The 18,795-nt window shown below is 61.4% G+C and carries 19 protein-coding genes and 1 pseudogene; 10 read left to right on the top strand and 10 right to left on the bottom strand.

Translation table 11 applies throughout. From position 1 onward, the window contains the following. The first annotated feature begins 168 nt into the window (after positions 1 to 168). The 4 genes from potA (at position 169) to HNQ83_RS21560 (ending at position 4,437) form a co-directional block, all read left to right on the top strand. Positions 169 to 1,311 carry a polyamine ABC transporter ATP-binding protein gene (gene potA, locus HNQ83_RS21545; protein WP_175390797.1) on the top strand — a complete coding sequence of 381 codons (1,143 nt, stop codon included), beginning with the start codon at positions 169 to 171 and terminating at the stop codon, positions 1,309 to 1,311. Between the two features lie 29 nt (positions 1,312 to 1,340). Beyond that, the gene (locus HNQ83_RS21550) at positions 1,341 to 2,222 is read left to right on the top strand and encodes an ABC transporter permease subunit (protein ID WP_175390848.1); all 882 of its coding nucleotides are present in this window, start codon (positions 1,341 to 1,343) and stop codon (positions 2,220 to 2,222) included. Next, complete coding sequence (locus tag HNQ83_RS21555; RefSeq protein WP_175390798.1) at positions 2,219 to 3,103, top strand: ABC transporter permease subunit; 885 nt, start codon at positions 2,219 to 2,221, stop codon at positions 3,101 to 3,103. The genes HNQ83_RS21550 and HNQ83_RS21555 overlap by 4 nt, the downstream gene beginning before the upstream one ends. Positions 3,104 to 3,339: 236 nt before the next feature. Continuing rightward, on the top strand, positions 3,340 to 4,437 hold the full coding sequence (locus HNQ83_RS21560; protein ID WP_175390799.1) for a polyamine ABC transporter substrate-binding protein: 1,098 nt from the start codon (positions 3,340 to 3,342) through the stop codon (positions 4,435 to 4,437). 267 nt (positions 4,438 to 4,704) lie between these two features. Here HNQ83_RS21560 and thpR read toward each other — a convergent pair whose 3' ends face one another. After that, positions 4,705 to 5,244: an RNA 2',3'-cyclic phosphodiesterase gene (gene thpR, locus HNQ83_RS21565; RefSeq protein ID WP_175390800.1), complete on the bottom strand. Its 540-nt coding sequence runs from the start codon at positions 5,242 to 5,244 to the stop codon at positions 4,705 to 4,707. A gap of 60 nt (positions 5,245 to 5,304) precedes the next feature. On the opposite strand from thpR, the gene HNQ83_RS21570 reads away from it, so the two are divergent. Then, positions 5,305 to 5,499, top strand: coding sequence for a hypothetical protein (locus HNQ83_RS21570; RefSeq protein WP_175390801.1), 195 nt, complete (start codon positions 5,305 to 5,307; stop codon positions 5,497 to 5,499). 15 nt (positions 5,500 to 5,514) lie between these two features. Here the strand turns inward: HNQ83_RS21570 and HNQ83_RS21575 are convergent, their stop codons facing one another. Further along, positions 5,515 to 5,868, bottom strand: a complete 354-nt coding sequence (locus HNQ83_RS21575) for a DUF1428 domain-containing protein (RefSeq protein ID WP_175390802.1) — start codon at positions 5,866 to 5,868, stop codon at positions 5,515 to 5,517. Positions 5,869 to 5,883: 15 nt separating this feature from the next. Next, positions 5,884 to 6,948, bottom strand: a complete 1,065-nt coding sequence (locus tag HNQ83_RS21580) for a hypothetical protein (RefSeq protein WP_175390803.1) — start codon at positions 6,946 to 6,948, stop codon at positions 5,884 to 5,886. A 399-nt stretch (positions 6,949 to 7,347) separates the two neighbouring features. Here HNQ83_RS21580 and HNQ83_RS21585 point away from each other — a divergent pair, with 399 nt between their 5' ends. Next, positions 7,348 to 7,617 (top strand): hypothetical protein, encoded by a 270-nt coding sequence (locus HNQ83_RS21585; protein ID WP_175390804.1) that lies wholly within the window; start codon positions 7,348 to 7,350, stop codon positions 7,615 to 7,617. Here the strand turns inward: HNQ83_RS21585 and HNQ83_RS21590 are convergent. After that, positions 7,614 to 8,522, bottom strand: coding sequence for a LysR family transcriptional regulator (locus tag HNQ83_RS21590; protein WP_175390805.1), 909 nt, complete (start codon positions 8,520 to 8,522; stop codon positions 7,614 to 7,616). The genes HNQ83_RS21585 and HNQ83_RS21590 overlap by 4 nt on opposite strands. A 133-nt stretch (positions 8,523 to 8,655) precedes the next feature. Between HNQ83_RS21590 and HNQ83_RS21595 the strand changes: the two genes are divergently transcribed. Further along, the gene (locus HNQ83_RS21595) at positions 8,656 to 10,062 is read left to right on the top strand and encodes an MFS transporter (RefSeq protein ID WP_175390806.1); all 1,407 of its coding nucleotides are present in this window, start codon (positions 8,656 to 8,658) and stop codon (positions 10,060 to 10,062) included. 174 nt (positions 10,063 to 10,236) lie between these two features. On the opposite strand, the gene HNQ83_RS21600 is transcribed toward HNQ83_RS21595, so the two are convergent. Then, positions 10,237 to 10,707 (bottom strand): cupin domain-containing protein, encoded by a 471-nt coding sequence (locus HNQ83_RS21600; protein ID WP_175390807.1) that lies wholly within the window; start codon positions 10,705 to 10,707, stop codon positions 10,237 to 10,239. Between the two features lie 265 nt (positions 10,708 to 10,972). Between HNQ83_RS21600 and HNQ83_RS21605 the strand changes: the two genes are divergently transcribed. Continuing rightward, a complete protein-coding gene (locus tag HNQ83_RS21605; RefSeq protein WP_175390808.1) occupies positions 10,973 to 13,429 on the top strand; it encodes a TonB-dependent receptor in 2,457 nt (818 codons plus the stop codon). 141 nt (positions 13,430 to 13,570) lie between these two features. On the opposite strand, the gene HNQ83_RS21610 is transcribed toward HNQ83_RS21605, so the two are convergent. Beyond that, positions 13,571 to 14,149: an ABATE domain-containing protein gene (locus tag HNQ83_RS21610; protein WP_175390809.1), complete on the bottom strand. Its 579-nt coding sequence runs from the start codon at positions 14,147 to 14,149 to the stop codon at positions 13,571 to 13,573. Positions 14,150 to 14,278: 129 nt separating this feature from the next. On the opposite strand from HNQ83_RS21610, the gene HNQ83_RS21615 reads away from it, so the two are divergent. After that, a complete protein-coding gene (locus HNQ83_RS21615; protein WP_175390810.1) occupies positions 14,279 to 15,160 on the top strand; it encodes an alpha/beta fold hydrolase in 882 nt (293 codons plus the stop codon). Positions 15,161 to 15,417: 257 nt separating this feature from the next. Here HNQ83_RS21615 and HNQ83_RS21620 read toward each other — a convergent pair whose 3' ends face one another. The 3 genes and pseudogenes from HNQ83_RS21620 to HNQ83_RS31275 form a co-directional block, all read right to left on the bottom strand. Next, the gene (locus HNQ83_RS21620; protein ID WP_175390811.1) at positions 15,418 to 16,467 is read right to left on the bottom strand and encodes a nitronate monooxygenase family protein; all 1,050 of its coding nucleotides are present in this window, start codon (positions 16,465 to 16,467) and stop codon (positions 15,418 to 15,420) included. A 30-nt stretch (positions 16,468 to 16,497) separates the two neighbouring features. After that, positions 16,498 to 16,887: a tautomerase family protein gene (locus tag HNQ83_RS21625; RefSeq protein ID WP_175390812.1), complete on the bottom strand. Its 390-nt coding sequence runs from the start codon at positions 16,885 to 16,887 to the stop codon at positions 16,498 to 16,500. A 6-nt stretch (positions 16,888 to 16,893) separates the two neighbouring features. After that, a pseudogene (locus HNQ83_RS31275) lies at positions 16,894 to 17,115 on the bottom strand (hypothetical protein); the annotation flags it as partial. 198 nt (positions 17,116 to 17,313) lie between these two features. Here HNQ83_RS31275 and HNQ83_RS21630 point away from each other — a divergent pair. Then, the gene (locus tag HNQ83_RS21630) at positions 17,314 to 17,910 is read left to right on the top strand and encodes a DUF4157 domain-containing protein (protein ID WP_175390813.1); all 597 of its coding nucleotides are present in this window, start codon (positions 17,314 to 17,316) and stop codon (positions 17,908 to 17,910) included. A 156-nt stretch (positions 17,911 to 18,066) separates the two neighbouring features. On the opposite strand, the gene HNQ83_RS21635 is transcribed toward HNQ83_RS21630, so the two are convergent. After that, entirely contained in the window at positions 18,067 to 18,744 is a 678-nt protein-coding gene (locus tag HNQ83_RS21635) for an MOSC domain-containing protein (RefSeq protein ID WP_175390814.1), read from the bottom strand. Between the last annotated feature and the right edge of the window lie 51 nt (positions 18,745 to 18,795).

An 18,795-nucleotide genomic window follows, 5' to 3' on the forward strand; every position in this document is an offset into this window, starting at 1 on the left:
GCAATGTGTCATGCGACATCAATGTTGACTGATCCACCGCTTTCGCGAGCAGGCTCGCTCCCACAGGGGATCGCCGCTGGACTCACTGGCACCGTAATACTCGGGTTTGCAATCAACTATTAAGCCGGACCGATTGGTCTGGCGACTGAAACCTGTTGGGAGTTTCACATGGCAAACGCCTCCAGCATCTACAGGAAGGCCCTTGAAGGTCACCAGGCACCGAAAAAGGTGTTGGTGAAAGTCGATCGCGTCACCAAGAAATTCGACGAAACCACCGCGGTGGACGATGTGTCCCTGGAAATTCATCAGGGCGAAATCTTCGCCCTGCTCGGTGGCTCCGGTTCCGGGAAATCGACGCTGCTGCGTATGCTCGCCGGCTTCGAGCGCCCGACCGAAGGCCGGATCCTGCTCGACGGCGTGGACATCACCGACATGCCGCCCTACGAGCGGCCGATCAACATGATGTTCCAGTCCTATGCCCTGTTCCCGCACATGACCGTGGCGCAGAACATCGCCTTCGGTCTCAAGCAGGACCGTTTGCCCGCTGCCGAAATCGACGCCCGCGTGCAGGAGATGCTGCGCCTTGTGCACATGACCCAGTACGCCAAGCGCAAACCCCATCAGTTGTCCGGCGGCCAGCGTCAGCGCGTGGCCCTGGCCCGCTCCCTGGCCAAGCGGCCGAAACTGCTGCTGCTCGACGAGCCGATGGGCGCACTGGATAAAAAGCTGCGTTCGCAAATGCAGCTGGAACTGGTGGAAATCATCGAACGCGTGGGCGTGACCTGCGTGATGGTGACCCACGACCAGGAAGAGGCCATGACCATGGCCCAGCGCATCGCCATCATGCACCTGGGCTGGATCGCCCAGATCGGCAGCCCGGTCGACATTTATGAAGCACCGGTCAGCCGCATGGTCTGCGAATTCATCGGCAACGTGAATGCCTTCGACGGCACCGTGGTCGAAGACCTGGAAGGTCACGCGATCATCCACAGCCCGGACCTGGAGCAGAAGATCTACGTCGGCCACGGCGTCAGCACCTCGGTGCAGGACAAATCGATCACCTACGCCATTCGCCCGGAAAAACTGCTGGTCAGCACTACCAAACCCGACACCCGCTACAACTGGTCCAGCGGCAAGGTGCATGACATCGCCTACCTCGGCGGTCACTCGGTGTTCTACGTCGAACTGCCTGGCGGCAAAGTCGTGCAGTCGTTCATGGCCAACGCCGAACGCCGTGGCGCACGCCCGACCTGGGACGATCAGGTCTACGTGTGGTGGGAAGACGACAGCGGCGTGGTACTGCGCGCATGAGAACCTTCAATCAGCAATTCCTGCGCCTGGTGCCCAGCGGTCGAAAGATTGTCATCGGCATCCCGTTCCTGTGGCTGTGCCTGTTCTTCATGCTGCCGTTCTTCCTGGTGATGAAGATCAGCTTCTCGGAAGCAGCCCTGGCCATTCCACCCTACTCGGAGATCTACACCTACGCCGAGCAGAAATTCAATCTGCTGCTCAACATCGGCAACTACACGTTGCTGGGCGAAGATGAGCTGTACCTCTCGGCTTACCTCGGTTCGTTGAAGGTCGCGTTTTTCAGCACGCTGATGTGCCTGGTGATCGGCTTCCCGATGGCCTACGCCATTACCAAGGCAAGCAAGGAAGCGCAAAACGTGCTGATGCTGCTGATCATGATGCCGACCTGGACGGCGATCCTGATCCGTGTCTATGCGTGGATGGGCATCATCAGCAACAACGGTTTGCTCAACGCGTTCCTGATGTGGACCGGGCTGATTTCCCACCCGATCGAGATCCTCAACACCAACACCGCCGTCTATATCGGGGTTGTCTACGCCTACCTGCCATTCATGATCCTGCCGCTGTACGCCAACCTGGTGAAGCACGATCAAAGTCTGCTGGAAGCGGCGTCTGACCTGGGTTCGAGCACCTTCAACAGCTTCTGGAAAATCACCGTGCCGCTGGCCAAGAACGGCATCATCGCCGGTTGCATGCTGGTGTTCATTCCGGTGGTGGGCGAGTTCGTGATTCCGGAACTGCTGGGCGGCCCGGAGACCCTGATGATCGGTCGCGTGCTGTGGCAAGAGTTCTTCAATAACCGCGACTGGCCGGTGGCATCCGCCCTGGCGGTGGTGATGCTGTTGATCCTGATTGTGCCGATTCTGCTGTTCAACCGCAGTCAGGCCAAAGAGATGGAGGCACGGGGATGAAGCGTTTCGGTTTCTCAAAAATGATGTTGTGGCTGGGTCTGTCGTTCATCTACCTGCCGATGCTGATTCTGGTGATCTACTCGTTCAACGCTTCCAAGCTGGTGACGGTGTGGGGTGGCTGGTCGTTCAAGTGGTACGCCGGCCTGCTCGACAACTCGCAACTGATGGGCTCGGTGGTGCGCTCGCTGGAAATCGCCTGCTACACGGCGATTGCGGCCGTCGCACTGGGAACGCTGGCGGCGTTCGTACTGACCCGGGTGACGCGTTTCAAGGGTCGCACGCTGTTCGGTGGCCTGGTAACCGCGCCGCTGGTGATGCCTGAGGTGATCACCGGTCTGTCGCTGTTGCTGCTGTTCGTGGCCATGGCGCAGCTGATCGGCTGGCCGATGGAACGCGGCATCGTGACGATCTGGATCGCCCACACCACGTTTTGTGCCGCTTACGTGGCAGTGGTAGTCTCCGCCCGCCTTCGCGAGCTGGACCTGTCCATCGAAGAAGCGGCCATGGACCTGGGTGCCAAGCCGTTCAAAGTGTTCTTCCTGATCACCATCCCGATGATCGCACCGTCACTGGCGGCGGGCGGCATGATGTCCTTCGCCCTGTCGCTGGATGACCTGGTGCTGGCGAGCTTCGTTTCCGGCCCGGGTTCCACGACCCTGCCAATGGAAGTGTTCTCGGCGGTGCGCCTGGGCGTGAAACCGGAAATCAACGCCGTGGCCAGTCTGATTCTGCTGGCGGTGTCGATCGTGACCTTCATGGTCTGGTACTTCAGCCGCCGTGCCGAAGCCAGCCGTAAACGCGCGATCCAGGAAGCGATGGACCAGACGGCGAGCGAATCCTGGCAACAACCTAAGAAGCAAATGGTCGGAGCAACGGCCTAGCACCACCTGATGCCTCTGTGGTGATGGGGCTTTTGTGGCGAGGGGATTTATCCCCATCCGGTTGCGAAGCAGTCGTAAAACCTATGAGCCAGGTGTACCTGATACACCTCGTTAGCAGGTTTTGGGGCCGCTACGCAGCCCAGCGGGGATAAATCCCCTCGCCACAGATAAATCCCCTCACCACTGGTTTTGTGTTCACCGCTTTTGATTTGAATAAAAAGAATGGAGTTGTACCGATGAAAATGTTTGGCAGGACTCTGCTGACACTGTCCTTAATGGGCGCAATGGCGACTGGCGCCCAAGCCAATGACAAGGTACTGCGCGTCTACAACTGGTCGGATTACATTGCCCCGGATACCGTCAAGAAGTTCGAAGACGAGACCGGGATCCAGGTGACCTACGATGTGTTCGACAGTAACGAAACCCTTGAAGCACGCCTGCTGGCGGGCAAATCCGGCTACGACATCGTCGTGCCGTCCAACAGCTTCCTGGCCAAGCAGGTCAAGGCTGGCGTCTATCAGGAGCTGGACAAGTCCAAGCTGCCGAACTGGCAAAACCTCAACCCGGTGCTGCTGAAAAACGCCTCCGCCAGCGACCCGGGCAACGCTCACGCCTTCCCGTACATGTGGGGCTCGATCGGTATCGGCTTCAACCCGGACAAGGTCAAGGAAGTGCTCGGCGCCAACGCCCCGACCAACTCCTGGGACTTGCTGTTCAAACCGGAAAACGCGGAAAAACTGAAAGCCTGCGGCATCAGCTTCCTCGACTCCCCGACCGAAATGCTCCCGGCCGCCCTGCACTACCTGGGCTACCCGGTGAACGATCAGGACAAGGCGCACATCGCCGAGGCCGAAGCGCTGTTCATGAAGATTCGCCCGTCGGTGGCGTACTTCCATTCGTCGAAATACATCTCGGACCTGGCCAACGGCAACATCTGCGTGGCCGTCGGTTACTCCGGCGACGTGCTGCAGGCCAAGGCCCGCGCCCAGGAAGCCGGGGACAAGGTAAAGATCGAGTACAGCATTCCGAAAGAAGGGGCCGGCAGTTTCTACGACATGGTCGCCATCCCGCGCGATGCCGCCAACGTCGAGAACGCCTACCTGTTCATGAACTTCCTGATGCGCCCGGACATCATCGCCGAGATCACCAACAACATCGGCTACAGCAACGCCAATTCGGCGGCAACGCCGTTGGTGGATGAAGCGATTCGCAACGATCCGGGTTCGTATCCGTCCCAGGAAACCATGGCGACCTTGTATGCCATTCCTGATATGCCGATTGGTGTGCAACGGGTAATGACCCGGGGTTGGACCAAGGTGAAACTGGGCAAGTAGTTCACTCAGAACAACTGCTGAATCTGATTCCGCTTTCGTCGGAACGCCGCCCGGAGCCGGCTCGCTCCCACAGGGGAATGCATTTCAAATGTGGGAGCGAGCCTGCTCGCGAAGAGGCCAGAACATCCAACATGGAAGTCAGATCAGCCACACGATTTCCGTTCACGCAGCGCCTTACCACCGCTGCACTCGTCTCCGAAGAACGGCCTCACCTGGCTCCTCGGTTAAGGTGAGTTTGGCGCCCTCGGGCGCCTTTTTTCGTTTCGGCTACGCAGTTCCCAGCGGCCACGAGGCCAACGGTATGTACCGGCCCTTGTGCGATTCGAACAAGGCGAATCGATCGGCGCGCAGGAAAAACTCCGGTGGCGTGGCGGACTCGGGCACCGGTGCGCGAAAATCCCGGGCCAGGGTCAGGTGCGGGCGAAACTCCCGTGGCGCACCTTCCAGGGAAAACGGCAACACGGCCTGTTCCAGGTCATACACCAGACGCAACAAGTCAGACGACGCCTGCTCCGGCGCCAACACCAGAACCCCTGCCCTGCGCCAGACATCCAGCCGATCCAGCACCACGGTCAAGCGTTCGCCCGAGGTGCGCACTGACGCGGCCGCCTTGCAGATGTCGGCCACCTGCGCCGTCGCGACCGCCCCCAGGAACTTCAGGGTCAGGTGAAAATTTTCCGCCGGCACCGGGCGCCCATTGCGCAGTTGCAAGGCGCTGCGCCATTGGGCGATGGCCTTGCGTTGCGCCGGCGCGCAGTCCAGGGCAAAAAACAGCCGTTTGAACGGCTCATGGGATTCGTCGCTCATGGGTGGCACCTCCTGACATCCAAGTTATAGTTCATGCAACCGCTGCAACGGGAGGGGGCCATGCGAGAGATCATCAGCAAAGAGCCATGGTGGGCCGTGCCACCCAAACCCGGCCAGGATGAGTCCGAGCTGGAATGGGGCTGGCTGGTTCACTACAACGAAGGTGAACCGCGTTTCGAGTTCGTCAGGGAGCGACCAACGGACAGCGAGATCCGCAATCGCAAGAGTTGCCGGATCACCCCGTCACCGGAGTGATCCCGGGCCGTCGGCTCAAGCCTTCACGATGATGTCAAAACCGCCAAAGATCATCCGCTGGCCATCGAACGGCATCGGATTGACGTCCGGCTGCATCCTCGGATCGGCCATCATTTTCTCCATCGCGGCGTCGCTGGTGGCCTTGTCCGGCCAGATGAGCCAGCCAAACACCACGGTTTCGTCGTCCTTGAGTTTTACCGCCATCGGGAACGACGTCACCTTGCCATCAGGCACATCTTTGCCCCAGCACTCGACCACGCTCAACGCCCCGTTTTCCTTGAACAGCGCGGCGGCGATGTCGGCATGTTGCTTGTATTTTTCACGGTTGGCGTTGGGCACCGCAGCGACAAAAGCATTCACGTAAGACATGGGATTCTCCTTCGGTCATGGGTTGATCTGCTGATTAGTCGATTGGCTCGGCTGCCATTCGACATGACCGGCTTCCAGCCCGACCGGCGGTTCGGCGCTGCTGGCCAGGTTGCCCTCGATCTGCGCCGCCATGTACAAGGTGCCGGCCATGACCCCCGATGTCGGGTTCTGCACCAACTTGGTCCAGGCCTTGTCGAACGTGTTGCCCAGGCTGCTGCGAATCAGCGCCTCGCTGTCGGGCCGGTCATTGGCCTGGATAATCGCCCGGACCCCGGCCACGCCCACCGAAATCAGGGCACCAGCCAGTTTCCCTGCTGCCGCGGCCACGGCACTGGCTGCACCACGGGGCGCCATTTCGGCTTCGATCCGGCGGCTGGCGCGCCTGGCGACCGGCGCCATGGCCGTGTCGGTCGAATCGACGCCCTTGTCACCACCCGCCTTGTGGATCTTGTCGACCAGCGCGGCGTAGGCCGGCAGGGTGTTCAGCGACTCGGCGTACACCACCTGGTACAGCGAGGCGTCACGCGCCGGGGGCGGCCCGAGGGCAATCGCGGGGATTTTCTGGATCCGGCCATTGAGCTGGGCGATCGGCACGCCATGACGCTTTGAAATGCGCTGCATATCTTCCTTGAGAATGTCCAGGTAGAACGCCGACGCCAGGCTGAGGATCTGATCGGGATCGATCTCCACCGCCACGGGCGCCAGTACCTTTTCCTGGTATTTCTCCAGCAAATAAGCGGCCAGGCGCCTTTCCGAGGCATCCTGCTCGCCCTGGGCGCTGACGGCGTACCAGCTGACCTTCATCGACAGCCATTCCTGGGTCCAGTAGCTGCTGAACCAGGGAATGAAGTTCTCTTCGGTCAATTGATAGACCCGCGTACGCCAATAATCCATGGCGCCACGGGCGTAGATCCTGGTCTGCTCGGTGGCCGATTGCGACGCCTCAACGATCTCCCGATCCACTTGCTGCCAGGTACTGGGCGAGATCATGACCTGCGGCACTTCCACCGGCGCGCGCGGCGCCGTGACGCATCCCGCCAACACCACCAGCACGGCGACGATCAGCGAACGCACGCTCATCGCGGTCCCCGAAGTCTGCGCCGGAGCGGATGCCCGGCGATTGAAAGGTCCTGAATTGAGTATAGGTGGCGACCATTACTCATTCGGGATTGATGTTGTCCTTTAGGGCCCCATCGCGGGCAAGCCCGCTCCCACAGAGATCAGGGGTGTGGGAGCGGGCTTACCCGCGATGGGGCCCTAAAGAACACCGCAAAAACCGACCATCACTCCCATCGATATTCACCATCGCCACGATTGCCTTCCGCCCGGCAACCGTCAGCGTAGGATCAATTCCAACCCAACACGAAACCCTGTAGCGGAGGGTCGAATCATGCTGATCCATCTCCTGACCTGTCTGGCCCTGACGGCCTTCACGTTGAGCGTATTTGCCTGGTTTGTCCTGTCCGAGGAGCGCACGTCATGATCAACGAAGTCACCCTGGCCGTGAGCTTCCCGGTGTTCGGCAACAACTACTACTCGCAGCAATACGAGTCTCGTAAAGTGTTGACCCTGGTGTTCGACGAAAAATTCGAAGCTTTGATGATTCCGGCAGCCGGTCATCACTTCAATAACGAAGTGATCGGCCTCAACGATCAGTTCCGTTTCCTCAACGACGTGCTGGCCGAGCATTTGCTGGAGATCGAAATGGCTCAGGCCGCGCCACGTTCGACCCGATCCTTCACCTTCTAAGACGCCATATCGGTTGCCGGCGCGCACACCTCGCGCAGGCAGCCACGCAACCAGCGATGGACCGGGTCGGCATCCAGCCGTGGATGCCAGAGCATGGCCACGGTAAATTCCGGCAGTACCAGCGGCAGCGCAAAACTGTGCATGCCGGTTCTCAGATTAGCGGTATGGCGTTCCGGCACACTGGCGATCAGATCACTGGCGCGGGCAAGCGCCAGCGCGGTGGAGAAGCCGGCGACGATCGTCACGATCTGCCGCTGCAGGCCGAGCGGCTCCAACGCTTCATCAATCGGCCCCTTGTCCAGTCCTCGCCTGGACACACTGATATGGTTGCCCGCCGCATAGCGCGAAGCCGTGACCTCGCCCTCCCCCAGCCCATGCCCGGTCCGCACCACGCCGATGAATCGGTCACGGAACAACCCCTGGGTCCGCAGCTCCGGGCTGGTCGTTTTGCCAACGACCCCGGTTTCCAGATCGACTGAGCCATCGCGCAGTGAAGCACTGTCCTTGTCGGGTTTGTGCACGAAGCGCAGTCGCACGCCCGGTGCTTGCCCGGCAACGCGGGCGATCAGCGCGGCACCGAAGTTTTCGACGAAGCCTTCGCTGGTGCGCAAGGTGAAGGTACGTGCCAACTGCGTGAGATCGGGCGGCTGCACCGGGCGCAGGACCGCTTCGGCGTCCTGCACCAACTGGCTGACCCGCTCGCGCAATTCCAGCGCCCGCGGCGTCGGCACCAGCCCACGCCCGGCCCTGACCAGCAGCGGATCGCCGGTGGTTTCCCGCAAGCGCGCCAGCGCCCGACTCATGGCGGACGGACTCAGGCGCAAGCGCTTGGCGGCCCGGGCCACGCTGCCCTCTGCGAGCAGGACATCCAGTGTGATCAGCAGGTTGAAATCGGGCGTGGACATGGAGAGCACCTGTGCGCGGTGAAGTGGCGTCAGACGCATGTATTCAGTGCAACCGATGCGTCTTCCGCCATGTTAGGCGCGGGCGTAGATTTTCGGTAGCTCCAATCGGGAGCCTCCGGAAAAGAGGAACAGCATGAACGCCACAACAGCCGTCACCGATATCGGGCAACGGACACGGTCCGTCAGAGGGGCGCTGGCCAGCCTGTCGCTGTCGATGTTGTTGTCATCCCTGGGCACCAGCATTGCCAATGTCGGCTTGCCGACGCTGACCCGTGTGTTCGATGCCTCCTTTCAACAGGTGCAGTGGGTTGTCCTCGCCTACCTGCTGGCCATCACCACCCTGATCGTCAGTGTCGGGCGCCTGGGAGACCTGACCGGTCGTCGCCGTTTGCTGCTGTCCGGAATCGCTGTGTTCACCCTGGCTTCGACCTTGTGCGGCCTGGCGCCGAGCCTTGAACTGCTGATTGTCGCCCGCGCCCTGCAAGGCCTTGGTGCGGCAATCATGATGGCGCTGACCCTGGCGTTCGTGGGCGAGACGGTCGCGAAAGAGAGAACCGGTAGTGCCATGGGACTGCTCGGCACGATGTCGGCCATTGGTACGGCGATGGGCCCTTCGCTCGGTGGCGTGCTGATCGACGGTTTGGGCTGGCGGGCAATCTTCCTGATCACCGTGCCGCTGGGTGTGCTGACCCTGCTGCTCGCCTGGCGTTATTTACCCGCCGATCAACAGAAGGCAAACACCGCCAGGACCGCCTTCGATCCGCTGGGCACGTTGCTGCTGGCCCTGACACTCGCCGCCTACGCGCTGGCCATGACCCTCGGGCGCGGCCATTTCGGTGCGCTGAACAGCGCATTGTTGGCGCTGGCGTGCGTGGGTGCGGGATTGTTTGTGTGGGTCGAACAACGTGTCGCGGCGCCGTTGATTCGGCTGGCCCTGTTCCGCGATCGGTCGCTCAGTGGCAGCCTGGCCATGAGCCTGTTCGTGACCACGGTGATGATGGGCACGCTGGTGGTGGGGCCGTTTTACCTGTCGCTGGCGCTCGGGTTGAACGCCGTCGAGGTCGGGCTCGTACTGTCGGTCGGGCCGTTGGCCGCCGCGCTGGCCGGGGTGCCTGCGGGACGCATCGCCGACCGTTTCAGCGCCCGGCGCATGACCTTCGTCGGGTTGCTCGCCATCGCGCTCGGTTGCCTGTTGTTGTCGGTGTTGCCGAGCAGCCTGGGGGTCGGTGGCTATATCGTGCCCATGGTGGTGATCACGCTTGGCTATGCGCTGTTTCAGACGGCCAACAACACGGCGGTCATGGGCGATGTCCGGCCGGAGCAACGGGGGGTGGTGTCCGGGCTGCTCAATCTGTCGCGCAATCTGGGGTTGATCACCGGGGCTTCGGTGTTGGGGGCGGTGTTTGCTTTGGCTTCGGCGACGGTTGATATCGGTTCTGCGCAACCCGAGGCGGTTGCCAGTGGGATGCGTGTGACCTTTGCCGTTGCGCTGAGTCTGGTCGGGGCGGCTTGCCTGATCGCTGTCGGCAAGCAGCAGTAGGCTTATCTGAAAACACTCACATTTGTGGCGAGGGGATTTATCCCCGTTGGGTCGCGAAGCGTCCCCCAGCGTCCGATCAGTTATACCGAACTGGTAGGTTTACGACTGCTTCGCAGCCGAACGGGGATGAATCCCCTCGCCACATCTAACCCTTTCGCCACAGGTCTACGTTTATTACTTGAGGATCAGCAGCGGCGTATCTTTCTTGACGATGTAGGTCGCCAGTTCCGAAGCCTTGTCCGTGCCGATGTTCTTCGCCACATGGGCGGTGCCGGCCGGGATGTACAGGGATTCACCCGCCTTGAGGATCACGTTTGGCTGACCTTCGAGCTGGTATTCGAACGTGCCCGAGATGACGTAGGCCACTTCAACGCCGGGATGGGCGTGTTTCGGCGACACGACGCCCGGATCGAAATCGACGCGCACCTGAATCACTTCACGCCCTTCAACATCGAGATCGCGACGCACCAGGTCGGTACGGCTGATGCCTGTCTGCCAGCTCTTGGCGGGAGCTGCTTCGGCGGCTGGCCTGCTTTCCTTGGTCTGAGCCTGGGCTTGGGACAAGCCAGCGAACGCGGTCAAAGTCGCGGCGACGAAGGCAGCGCCGAGCAGGCCGGCGGTTTTGAATTTGTTATTTCGGGACATCGCAGTTCTCCAATGAGCGCGGGGTAAACAGTGCGCGGGATGCCTTTGTGAGGCATGTCCATTACGCAGCCAGCGTGTATCGCGTTCGTGTCGCCGGGGGCCGGTTTTTGTATGCCCAAGTAGCTGACGGACAGGGAGATACGTTCAGATACAGAGTTCTGATCCGACGCCTGAAATTTTTTTCAATTTGCACTGATACCTTTTTCGCTGTCGTTCGGTGTGTAGGGGAATTCTCATTTTCTCTTTGCATCCACAGGCATGCCGCATGACACCCAGATCGCCGCAGAACCTTTCCCGACGCCGTCCCGCCCGCCTCCCCCTGAACGTACTGAGCCTGGCCATCGCCCTGACCGCCCTTGCCCCGGTTCACAGTGCCCTGGCCGCCGACACCCCACAAAGCGCTGCCACCCGCAGCTACAGCATCGGCCCGGGTTCGCTGTCCAGTGTGCTGGCGCAATTCGCGGCGCAATCGGGGGTGCTGCTGTCGTTCGATGCCAACCTGCTCAATGACCAACAAAGCGCTGGCCTGCAAGGCAACTACAGCGTGCAGTCCGGTTTCGACCGGTTGCTGCAGGGCAGCGGCTATTCGCTGATCAATACCGGTGCCGACAGTTACACCGTGGCGCCGCAGGTCGAGGGCGGCGCGGCGCTGGAACTGGGCGCCACCACGGTCAATGGCGTGAGTAGCGATGCCGATACCTATGCTGGCGGCCAGGTAGCCCGTACAGCGCGCCTCGGAGTGCTGGGCAATCGCAGCATCAACGACGTGCCGTTCAGCGTGGTCAGCTACACCGCCAAGACCATCGAGGATCAGCAGGCCCGAACCGTGGGCGATGTGCTGCTCAATGACGCGTCGGTGCGCCAGTCCGCCGGCTTCGGCAACTTTTCCCAGGTGTTCACCATTCGCGGGTTGCCACTGACCACCGACGACATTTCGTTCAACGGCCTCTACGGCGTGCTGCCCCGCCAGATCATCACCACCGAGGCGCTGGAGCGTGTCGAGCTGTTCAAGGGTCCGAACGCCTTCATCAACGGTGTGGCGCCGTCCGGCAGCGGCATTGGCGGCAGCGTCAACCTGGTGCCCAAGCGCGCCCAGGACACCCCGACCCGCAGCGTGACCCTCGACTACGCCAGTGACAGCCAGGTCGGCGGGCACATCGACCTCGGTCAGCGCTTTGGTGAAGACAACCGCTTCGGCGCCCGGGTCAACCTCGCCAATCACGGTGGCGAGACCGCCGTCGACGACGAGTCCGAACACTCGCAACTGATCGCCCTCGGCCTGGATTATCGCGGCGAGCGCCTGCGGGTCTCCACCGACCTGGGCTATCAGAAGCTACGCATCAACAACGGTCGCTCCGTGGTCTATCCCACCGGCACCAAAGTCCCGCATGCGCCATCGGCCAAGGACAACTACGCCCAGGACTGGACCTGGTCGGAGCTGGAAGACACCTACGGCATGGTCAACGCCGAGTACGACCTCAACGACAACTGGACCGCCTACGCCGGTGGTGGCGCCAAGCACACCCGGGAAAACGGTCAGTACTCGTCGCTGTATGTCGGCAACGATGGCAGCGGCAAGGTCGGCTTCCTCTACTCGCCCCATGACGAAGACAACAAAAGCGCGATGGCCGGTTTGAACGGCCACTTCAACACCGGCCCGATCAGCCACCAGATGAACTTCGGTTTGTCCGGCACCTGGGGTGAACAGCGCTCGGCATTCGAAGCGATCCTGGTGGCCAACCGGGTCAACGGCAACCTGTACAACCCGGTGCAAGTGTCGCGACCGACCAATACGTACTTCGGCAGCGATATCCATGATCCGCGCATCGTCGGCAAAACCCGGGTCAAAAGTGCCGCCGTTTCCGACACCCTGGGCTTCATCGACGACCGCGTGCTGCTGACCCTCGGCGTGCGCCGCCAGACCCTCGAAGCCGATGCCTGGAACACCACCAGCGGCGCGCGAACGGCCAATTATGAAGAGTCGATCACCACGCCGGTGTACGGTCTGGTGATCAAGCCGTGGGAGCATGTGTCGTTCTACGCCAACCGCATCGAAGGCCTGCAACAAGGCCCGACTGCGCCGACCACCGGCGTGACCAACCCCGGCGAAGTGTTCGCCCCCAACCGCAGCAAGCAGACTGAAGCCGGGGTCAAGCTCGACTGGAACAGCTTTGGCGCGACCCTGGGCGTGTACCGCATCGAGATGCCCAACAGCTCGACCTCGACCGTCGCCGGCGCGCGCCTGCCGACCTTCAGCGTCGACGGCGAGCAGGTGAACAAGGGAGTGGAACTGAACCTGTTCGGCGAGCCCATCGATGGCCTGCGCGTGCTGGCCGGGGCGACGTGGATGGACACCGAACAGAAGAAAACCTCCAACGGTCTCAACGACGGCAATCGCGCCGCTGGCGTGCCGCGCTTCCAATACAACCTGGGCGCGGACTGGGACATCCCGGGCATTCAGGGCGCAGCGCTCAACGGGCGCCTGTTGCGCACTGGCGGCGAATACGTGAACGCGGCCAACACCCTGAGCATCCCGGCCTGGACCCGCGTCGACCTCGGCGCCCGCTACGGTTTCAAGGCCGACGACAAGTACATCACCCTGCGTGCCAACGTCGAGAACGTGGCGAACAAGGCGTATTGGTCGGCGGCTTCGACCGCGAACAACTACCTGACCCAGGGTGAGCCACGGACGCTGAAGCTGTCAGCCACCGTGGATTTCTAAGCCCGCATTACCCCCGTAGGAGCGCGCCCTGCTCGCGATGGTATCAAGGGCACCGCGTACCTTCAGACAGCACGCGTTATCGTTGACGACCATCGCGAGCAGGGCTCGCTCCTACAGTCGGCGACCGTGGATTTCTAAGGGTCAAACGCCCTGACGACGCTTGCGGAACTCGGCCACCTTATGCCGGTTGCCGCACAGCGCCATGCTGCACCAACGCCGTTTATGGGCTTTGGTGCGGTCATAAAACATCAGCGAACAGTCCGCGCTTTCGCATGTGCGCACCAGGTTGAAATCGCCTTCGGCGAGCAATTCAGCGGCGGCATAGGCGAGTCGGCTCAGCTGCCGAGTCATCACATCCGCTTGATGGAAGCGATCCAGTTCGGGTGCCCCCGGTTGTTCCCAGACCAGTTGCGGCACGGCGCCCAGCAGGAACCGGTTCAGCGTCGCCGGATCCGCCGGGCGACTCTCGCGGCGTGCCGTGACCAGGCTTTCGATGCTGTCGCGCAGTGCCCGCAGCTCACCGAGCAAACGCCCGTCGCCAACTACCGTTGCCACCCCCAGCCCGATCTGTTCCAGCCATTGGGCTGCCTGCGCGTCGTTTTGCAGAAGGTCGCGTTTGTGCCCCTCGACCAACATTTGCGTGTTCAACAAATCCAGCGCCGGATGATCAGCCAGGACAAAGGGCGGCGGAAGATCAGGCATTGCGTCGGTGGTTGTCATGGCATTCATCCCCGGAATCGATGAAGCAATTGTAACCCATAAAAACAATTTGACCAGTTACTAAATCCATGCACAATAAAGCCATGTAACCGTATTAACTAATATTTAACAGTTACAGGAGCGCTAGCAATGTCGTCGTTCAACCACCCCTCTGTTGCCTATCAATTCGTCGAAGCCGACGGTGTTAAGGTTTTCTATCGCGAGGCCGGCGCGGCGGATGCGCCGGTTTTGCTGCTGTTGCACGGGTTCCCCAGCTCGTCCCATCAGTTTCGCGACCTGATCCCGCTGCTGGCCAACCAATACCGCCTGATTGCGCCAGATCTGCCGGGATTCGGCTTTACCCAGGTGCCGGCCGAGCGCGGGTACGTCTACACCTTCGATGCCATTGGCAAGACCCTCGAGGCGTTCGTCGATGCGCTCGATCTCAAGCGTTATGCCCTGTACTTTTTCGATTACGGTGCGCCGACGGGCCTGCGCCTGGCGCTGGCACACCCTGAACGGGTCAGCGCGATCATTTCGCAGAACGGCAATGCGTACCTGGAAGGTCTGGGGGAAGCCTGGGCGCCAATCCGTCAGTACTGGGCAGATCCGTCGGCGGACAATCGCCAGGTGATCAGCGATGCCATCCTGCATCTGGAAGGCACCCGCTGGCAGTACGTGGAAGGTGTGAGCAACCCGGACGTCATCGCCCCTGAAGCGTATTACCTGGATGCCTTGCTGCTGGAGCGCCCGGGGAACAAGGACATCCAGCTCGATCTGTTCTACGACTATCAAAACAACCTGAAGCTGTACCCGGCGTTCCAGCAGTTCTTCCGTGACACCCAGTTGCCGACATTGGCGATCTGGGGCAAAGGCGATCCGTTCTTCATTCCGCCAGGCGCCGAGGCGTTCAAGCGTGACAATCCGAAGGCGGTTGTCGAGTTGCTGGACACCGGGCACTTTGCGCTGGAGACCCACGCCGAGCACATTGCCGGGCGCATCGTTGAAGTGTTGGGCACGGCAATTGATTGAGCCCTGCCCCCTGTAGGAGCGAGCCTGCTCGCGATGGAGGCCCAGACGACGCGATCATTCAGACAGCACGCGTTATCGTTGACGTCCATCGCGAGCAGGCTCGCTCCTACAAAGGGATTGGGGATTGCATAAATCCCGGCTTCGACAAATGAACAGTGTGGGAGCGAGCCTGCTCGCGAAAGCGTTGTGACAGTCACAATCGATGTTGACTGACCTGACGCCTTCGCGAGCAGGTTCGCTCCCACAGAGGACGGGGGTCAGGCCTTCATTTCAGCGACCAGTACATTGACCAACGCGGCCGCTGGCATTTCCCGGGCGAGTGGCGCGCCCTGCCCGGCCCACTGTACGGCGAAGTCGGTGTTGGCCTTGGTAGCGGCCGCAGCGTTGAGCGCTTTATTGGCGTCGTAGGCGATCGGATAGTCCGGCAGCGCCGGGGCATTCGCTTCGAGCTGGGTGAAGTTGCGATTGACCATGCCTCGGGCCGGACGGCCGGAGATGGCGCTGGTGACCCGGGTTTGATGAGCGCGCGGACCTTTGAGGGCTTCGCGATAAGCCGGATTGGCGGAGGATTCGGGGCACAGGATAAACGCTGTGCCCAACTGCGCGGCACTGGCGCCCAGTTGCAGGACGGCCTTGATCCCGGCACCGTCCATGATGCCGCCCGCCGCGATCACCGGCAGTCGGCATTCATCGCTCAGCACACGCACGAGGGTAAACGTGCCCATCTCGCTGTCCTGTTGCGGATCGAACACCCCGCGATGTCCCCCGGCTTCGTAACCTTGCGCCACCAGCGCATGCACGCCAGCGCGTTCCGCCTGCTGCGCTTCGGCCAGGCTGGTGACGGAACACAGCAGCACGATGCCGGCGTCCTTGAGCGCGTCGATCGCCGGTTGCGGCGGCAAGCCGAAATGGAAGCTGACCACAGCCGGTTGCTCTTCCAGCAACATCTGCAACATGCCTTCGTCTTCAACGAACGAGGTATAGATCTCGCGCAGCGACGTTGGCGCAGCGGCGTTGAATTCGGCGAAGAACGGCGCGAGGAAGTTCAGCCATCGGGTTTCGCGCTCGCCGTCCTGCACCGCCGGCGCGTGGCAGAACAGGTTCACATTGAAAGGCTTGGCCGTCAGTGCCGCCGTCTCGCGCAGCATGGCCCGCGCCTGTTCGACGTTGCTCGCGCCGATCCCGATGGAACCGAGCCCGCCGGCATTGGACACCGCTGCCGCGAGCCGGGGCGTGGAGACGCCCACCATCGGCGACTGGATGATCGGCAGTTCAATGTGCAAAAGGGACAACAGAGGATTGGACATGACAGCACCTGAATGTGATGGGTAAAAAAACTAAAGCTCCCCGGTCAGAAACTGCGCCCGGCCTCGGCCAAACGACCAGTCGGCATCGGTGTTCTCTACCAGCGAAATGATCAAGTCGTCCGGTGACAAATCACAATCGACTTGCAGCTGCTCGGCCAGCAAGCGGTAGAACGCGATCTTCTGCGCGCGTGAACGCGGGCGCGAAAAAACCGTCAGCAGGACGGCGTTGTTCGACCGCGTGTAACCCAATCCCGTGTCGTGCAGCACCAACTCTCCGGGACGGTGTTGCGTGACGCTTTGGTAGCGGTCACTGGCGGGGACTTCGAACGCCTCGACCATGGCCCGATGCGCCCCATCCAGCAAGGCCTTGAGCTGCTGATCGTTGCGGCCTTCGAGGATGTCGAACTTGAGCAATGGCATCGCGGTTCACCTTTGAAAAAGGGAAAAAATCGGGAGCGAGGAGCTCGCCCCCCCGGGGAATACGGAGTGCGTGCCAGCCCGCGCCAACACGCACTCCCGCCCGAAAAACGACAAACCTTGTTGGGACGTCGGCATCGCGAACCCGGCGCCCCTGGCAATACTGTTCGGCCAGCGCTGCATGGTCGATTTCCGCCTGGTGCAGAAGCGCACGCCCTCTTCGCCATGGGCGGGCCTTTTACTGCGGCTGGCAGAGCCAAGGTAGGCCGGTCGCTTGATCATGTAAAATGATGATTAGTGATCGCATGAATCACAAATGATGAATACTGATTTCAGTGTCTGTCATGGATGAGCCCGTGATGAAGGGGATGCGAGCCGTCGATCACTTGTGATCCACTGTTCACTCCGCGTTCGTCCCTGGAGCCTTCAATGCCGTCCATCACCACGCGCCTGGTGGCGCTGTTCGTTCTGTGCCTGACGCTTGAAGCGCCAGCCCAGGACAACGCCTGCCCGCCTGGCGAGAAACAAATATGCCTGGACGGCTGCATCTGCCTGCCCGACCTGGGCCCCCTGCTTGGCCCCCTGCCTGAGGACATCCACCAGATCGCGGCACCGGCCCTGGCGTTGTGGCTGACCCAGGCCCAGGCTGATGCAGACATGGCCGGCACCCAGCCCATTCCAGAGCACATCCGCGAGCAACTGCTGCGCTGGTACGCCCCCAGCGTCCTCGATGCTGCGCGCTACCAAATCAGCGACAACGGCCAATTCAACGCCGCCACGGCCATGCTGCAAAATCCCGATGTCGGTGCCGTGACGCTGGTCGACATCATCCTCTTCCGCGACGCGCAAAGCGCAGAACAGAACGTCGCGCTTTGGGCTCACGAGCTCAAGCACGTGCAGCAGTATCAGGAATGGGGCGTCGCTGGATTTGCCCAGCGGTATACGCAGGATTTCAATGCGGTGGAGGCACCGGCTTATGCCATACAGGCGGAGGTCAGGCGGGCGGTGCGAGATGCAACTGATTGAGGGGTGAAGAAGTGACTCGCCGTTTCATGGATATGTTCACCATTCTTGCCGTCTGACACATCGCCTTCGCGAGCAGGCTCGCTCCCACATTTGTACGGGGTACAGCCACGAAAACCCGGTCGGCAACCACAAGGGAATCGGAGGGCATCCGCAAAGTCAGAGCGCGTTTTCAGCGCGCTTTTGCAGGTACTTCGCCCGTTCGGACAGCCGTCGCTTCCAGTCGTCTGCCAGGCCACGGGTGGCCGCCAGCGCCAGCAGCTCATCGATCTGCGGTCGGTGCGCCAACTGCACCTGCCAGAACCGGTCGATGGAAAACCGTTCAGTGTGCCGCTCCAACAGTTCGATCCGGTCCCCCGCTTGCAGGTTGCCCGGCTGAAGCACGCGGTAATACCAACCGGTGATGCGCTCTTTGGCGACAAACATCGACATATGCTCGGCATCAAAACGATGGTTGATCTTCCAGCACGGGCTGCGCGGCTGCGACACCTGCAACACCGTGCTGCCGACCTGGAACACATCACCAATGTGCACGTTGCATTCAGAGAGCCCGGACGCGGAGATGTTCTCTCCCAGACTGCCCGCCACCAGTTGCGGGGCACTCTGAGCAAAGGCCTGCGCCAGCCGTTCATAGTGCTGCGCCGCGTAGTGATGCACCGCCTTTTCCGGACCTCCGTGCACCCGAGTGTCGCCGTGCTGGTCGCCGACGATCCCGTGCAGCGCCACCTGTACAGGGCTTTCGTGGCGCTGTTTGAAGATGCCCGTGCGCTGCCATTCGGGTTGCAACACACCCAGGCCGCCGGCAAAAACGTGGTCAATTCTGGTGGTCAGTGTCATCGGTCGAACGGCGCTCGATATCCGGTTTCGGTCACTTTACTAACCGCCGCC

This window comes from Pseudomonas sp. C2B4 (genome assembly GCF_013359695.1).
Classification (GTDB): domain Bacteria; phylum Pseudomonadota; class Gammaproteobacteria; order Pseudomonadales; family Pseudomonadaceae; genus Aquipseudomonas.

Excerpts from the sequence above, each read along its gene's own strand:
- potA (WP_175390797.1), top strand. The coding sequence starts at position 169 with ATGGCAAACGCCTCCAGCATCTACAGGAAGGCCCTTGAAGGTCACCAG.
- HNQ83_RS21555 (WP_175390798.1), top strand. The coding sequence starts at position 2,219 with ATGAAGCGTTTCGGTTTCTCAAAAATGATGTTGTGGCTGGGTCTGTCG.
- HNQ83_RS21560 (WP_175390799.1), top strand. The coding sequence starts at position 3,340 with ATGAAAATGTTTGGCAGGACTCTGCTGACACTGTCCTTAATGGGCGCA.
- thpR (WP_175390800.1), bottom strand. The coding sequence starts at position 5,244 with ATGAGCGACGAATCCCATGAGCCGTTCAAACGGCTGTTTTTTGCCCTG.
- HNQ83_RS21570 (WP_175390801.1), top strand. The coding sequence starts at position 5,305 with ATGCGAGAGATCATCAGCAAAGAGCCATGGTGGGCCGTGCCACCCAAA.
- HNQ83_RS21575 (WP_175390802.1), bottom strand. The coding sequence starts at position 5,868 with ATGTCTTACGTGAATGCTTTTGTCGCTGCGGTGCCCAACGCCAACCGT.
- HNQ83_RS21580 (WP_175390803.1), bottom strand. The coding sequence starts at position 6,948 with ATGAGCGTGCGTTCGCTGATCGTCGCCGTGCTGGTGGTGTTGGCGGGA.
- HNQ83_RS21585 (WP_175390804.1), top strand. The coding sequence starts at position 7,348 with ATGATCAACGAAGTCACCCTGGCCGTGAGCTTCCCGGTGTTCGGCAAC.
- HNQ83_RS21590 (WP_175390805.1), bottom strand. The coding sequence starts at position 8,522 with ATGTCCACGCCCGATTTCAACCTGCTGATCACACTGGATGTCCTGCTC.
- HNQ83_RS21595 (WP_175390806.1), top strand. The coding sequence starts at position 8,656 with ATGAACGCCACAACAGCCGTCACCGATATCGGGCAACGGACACGGTCC.
- HNQ83_RS21600 (WP_175390807.1), bottom strand. The coding sequence starts at position 10,707 with ATGTCCCGAAATAACAAATTCAAAACCGCCGGCCTGCTCGGCGCTGCC.
- HNQ83_RS21605 (WP_175390808.1), top strand. The coding sequence starts at position 10,973 with ATGACACCCAGATCGCCGCAGAACCTTTCCCGACGCCGTCCCGCCCGC.
- HNQ83_RS21610 (WP_175390809.1), bottom strand. The coding sequence starts at position 14,149 with ATGACAACCACCGACGCAATGCCTGATCTTCCGCCGCCCTTTGTCCTG.
- HNQ83_RS21615 (WP_175390810.1), top strand. The coding sequence starts at position 14,279 with ATGTCGTCGTTCAACCACCCCTCTGTTGCCTATCAATTCGTCGAAGCC.
- HNQ83_RS21620 (WP_175390811.1), bottom strand. The coding sequence starts at position 16,467 with ATGTCCAATCCTCTGTTGTCCCTTTTGCACATTGAACTGCCGATCATC.
- HNQ83_RS21625 (WP_175390812.1), bottom strand. The coding sequence starts at position 16,887 with ATGCCATTGCTCAAGTTCGACATCCTCGAAGGCCGCAACGATCAGCAG.
- HNQ83_RS21630 (WP_175390813.1), top strand. The coding sequence starts at position 17,314 with ATGCCGTCCATCACCACGCGCCTGGTGGCGCTGTTCGTTCTGTGCCTG.
- HNQ83_RS21635 (WP_175390814.1), bottom strand. The coding sequence starts at position 18,744 with ATGACACTGACCACCAGAATTGACCACGTTTTTGCCGGCGGCCTGGGT.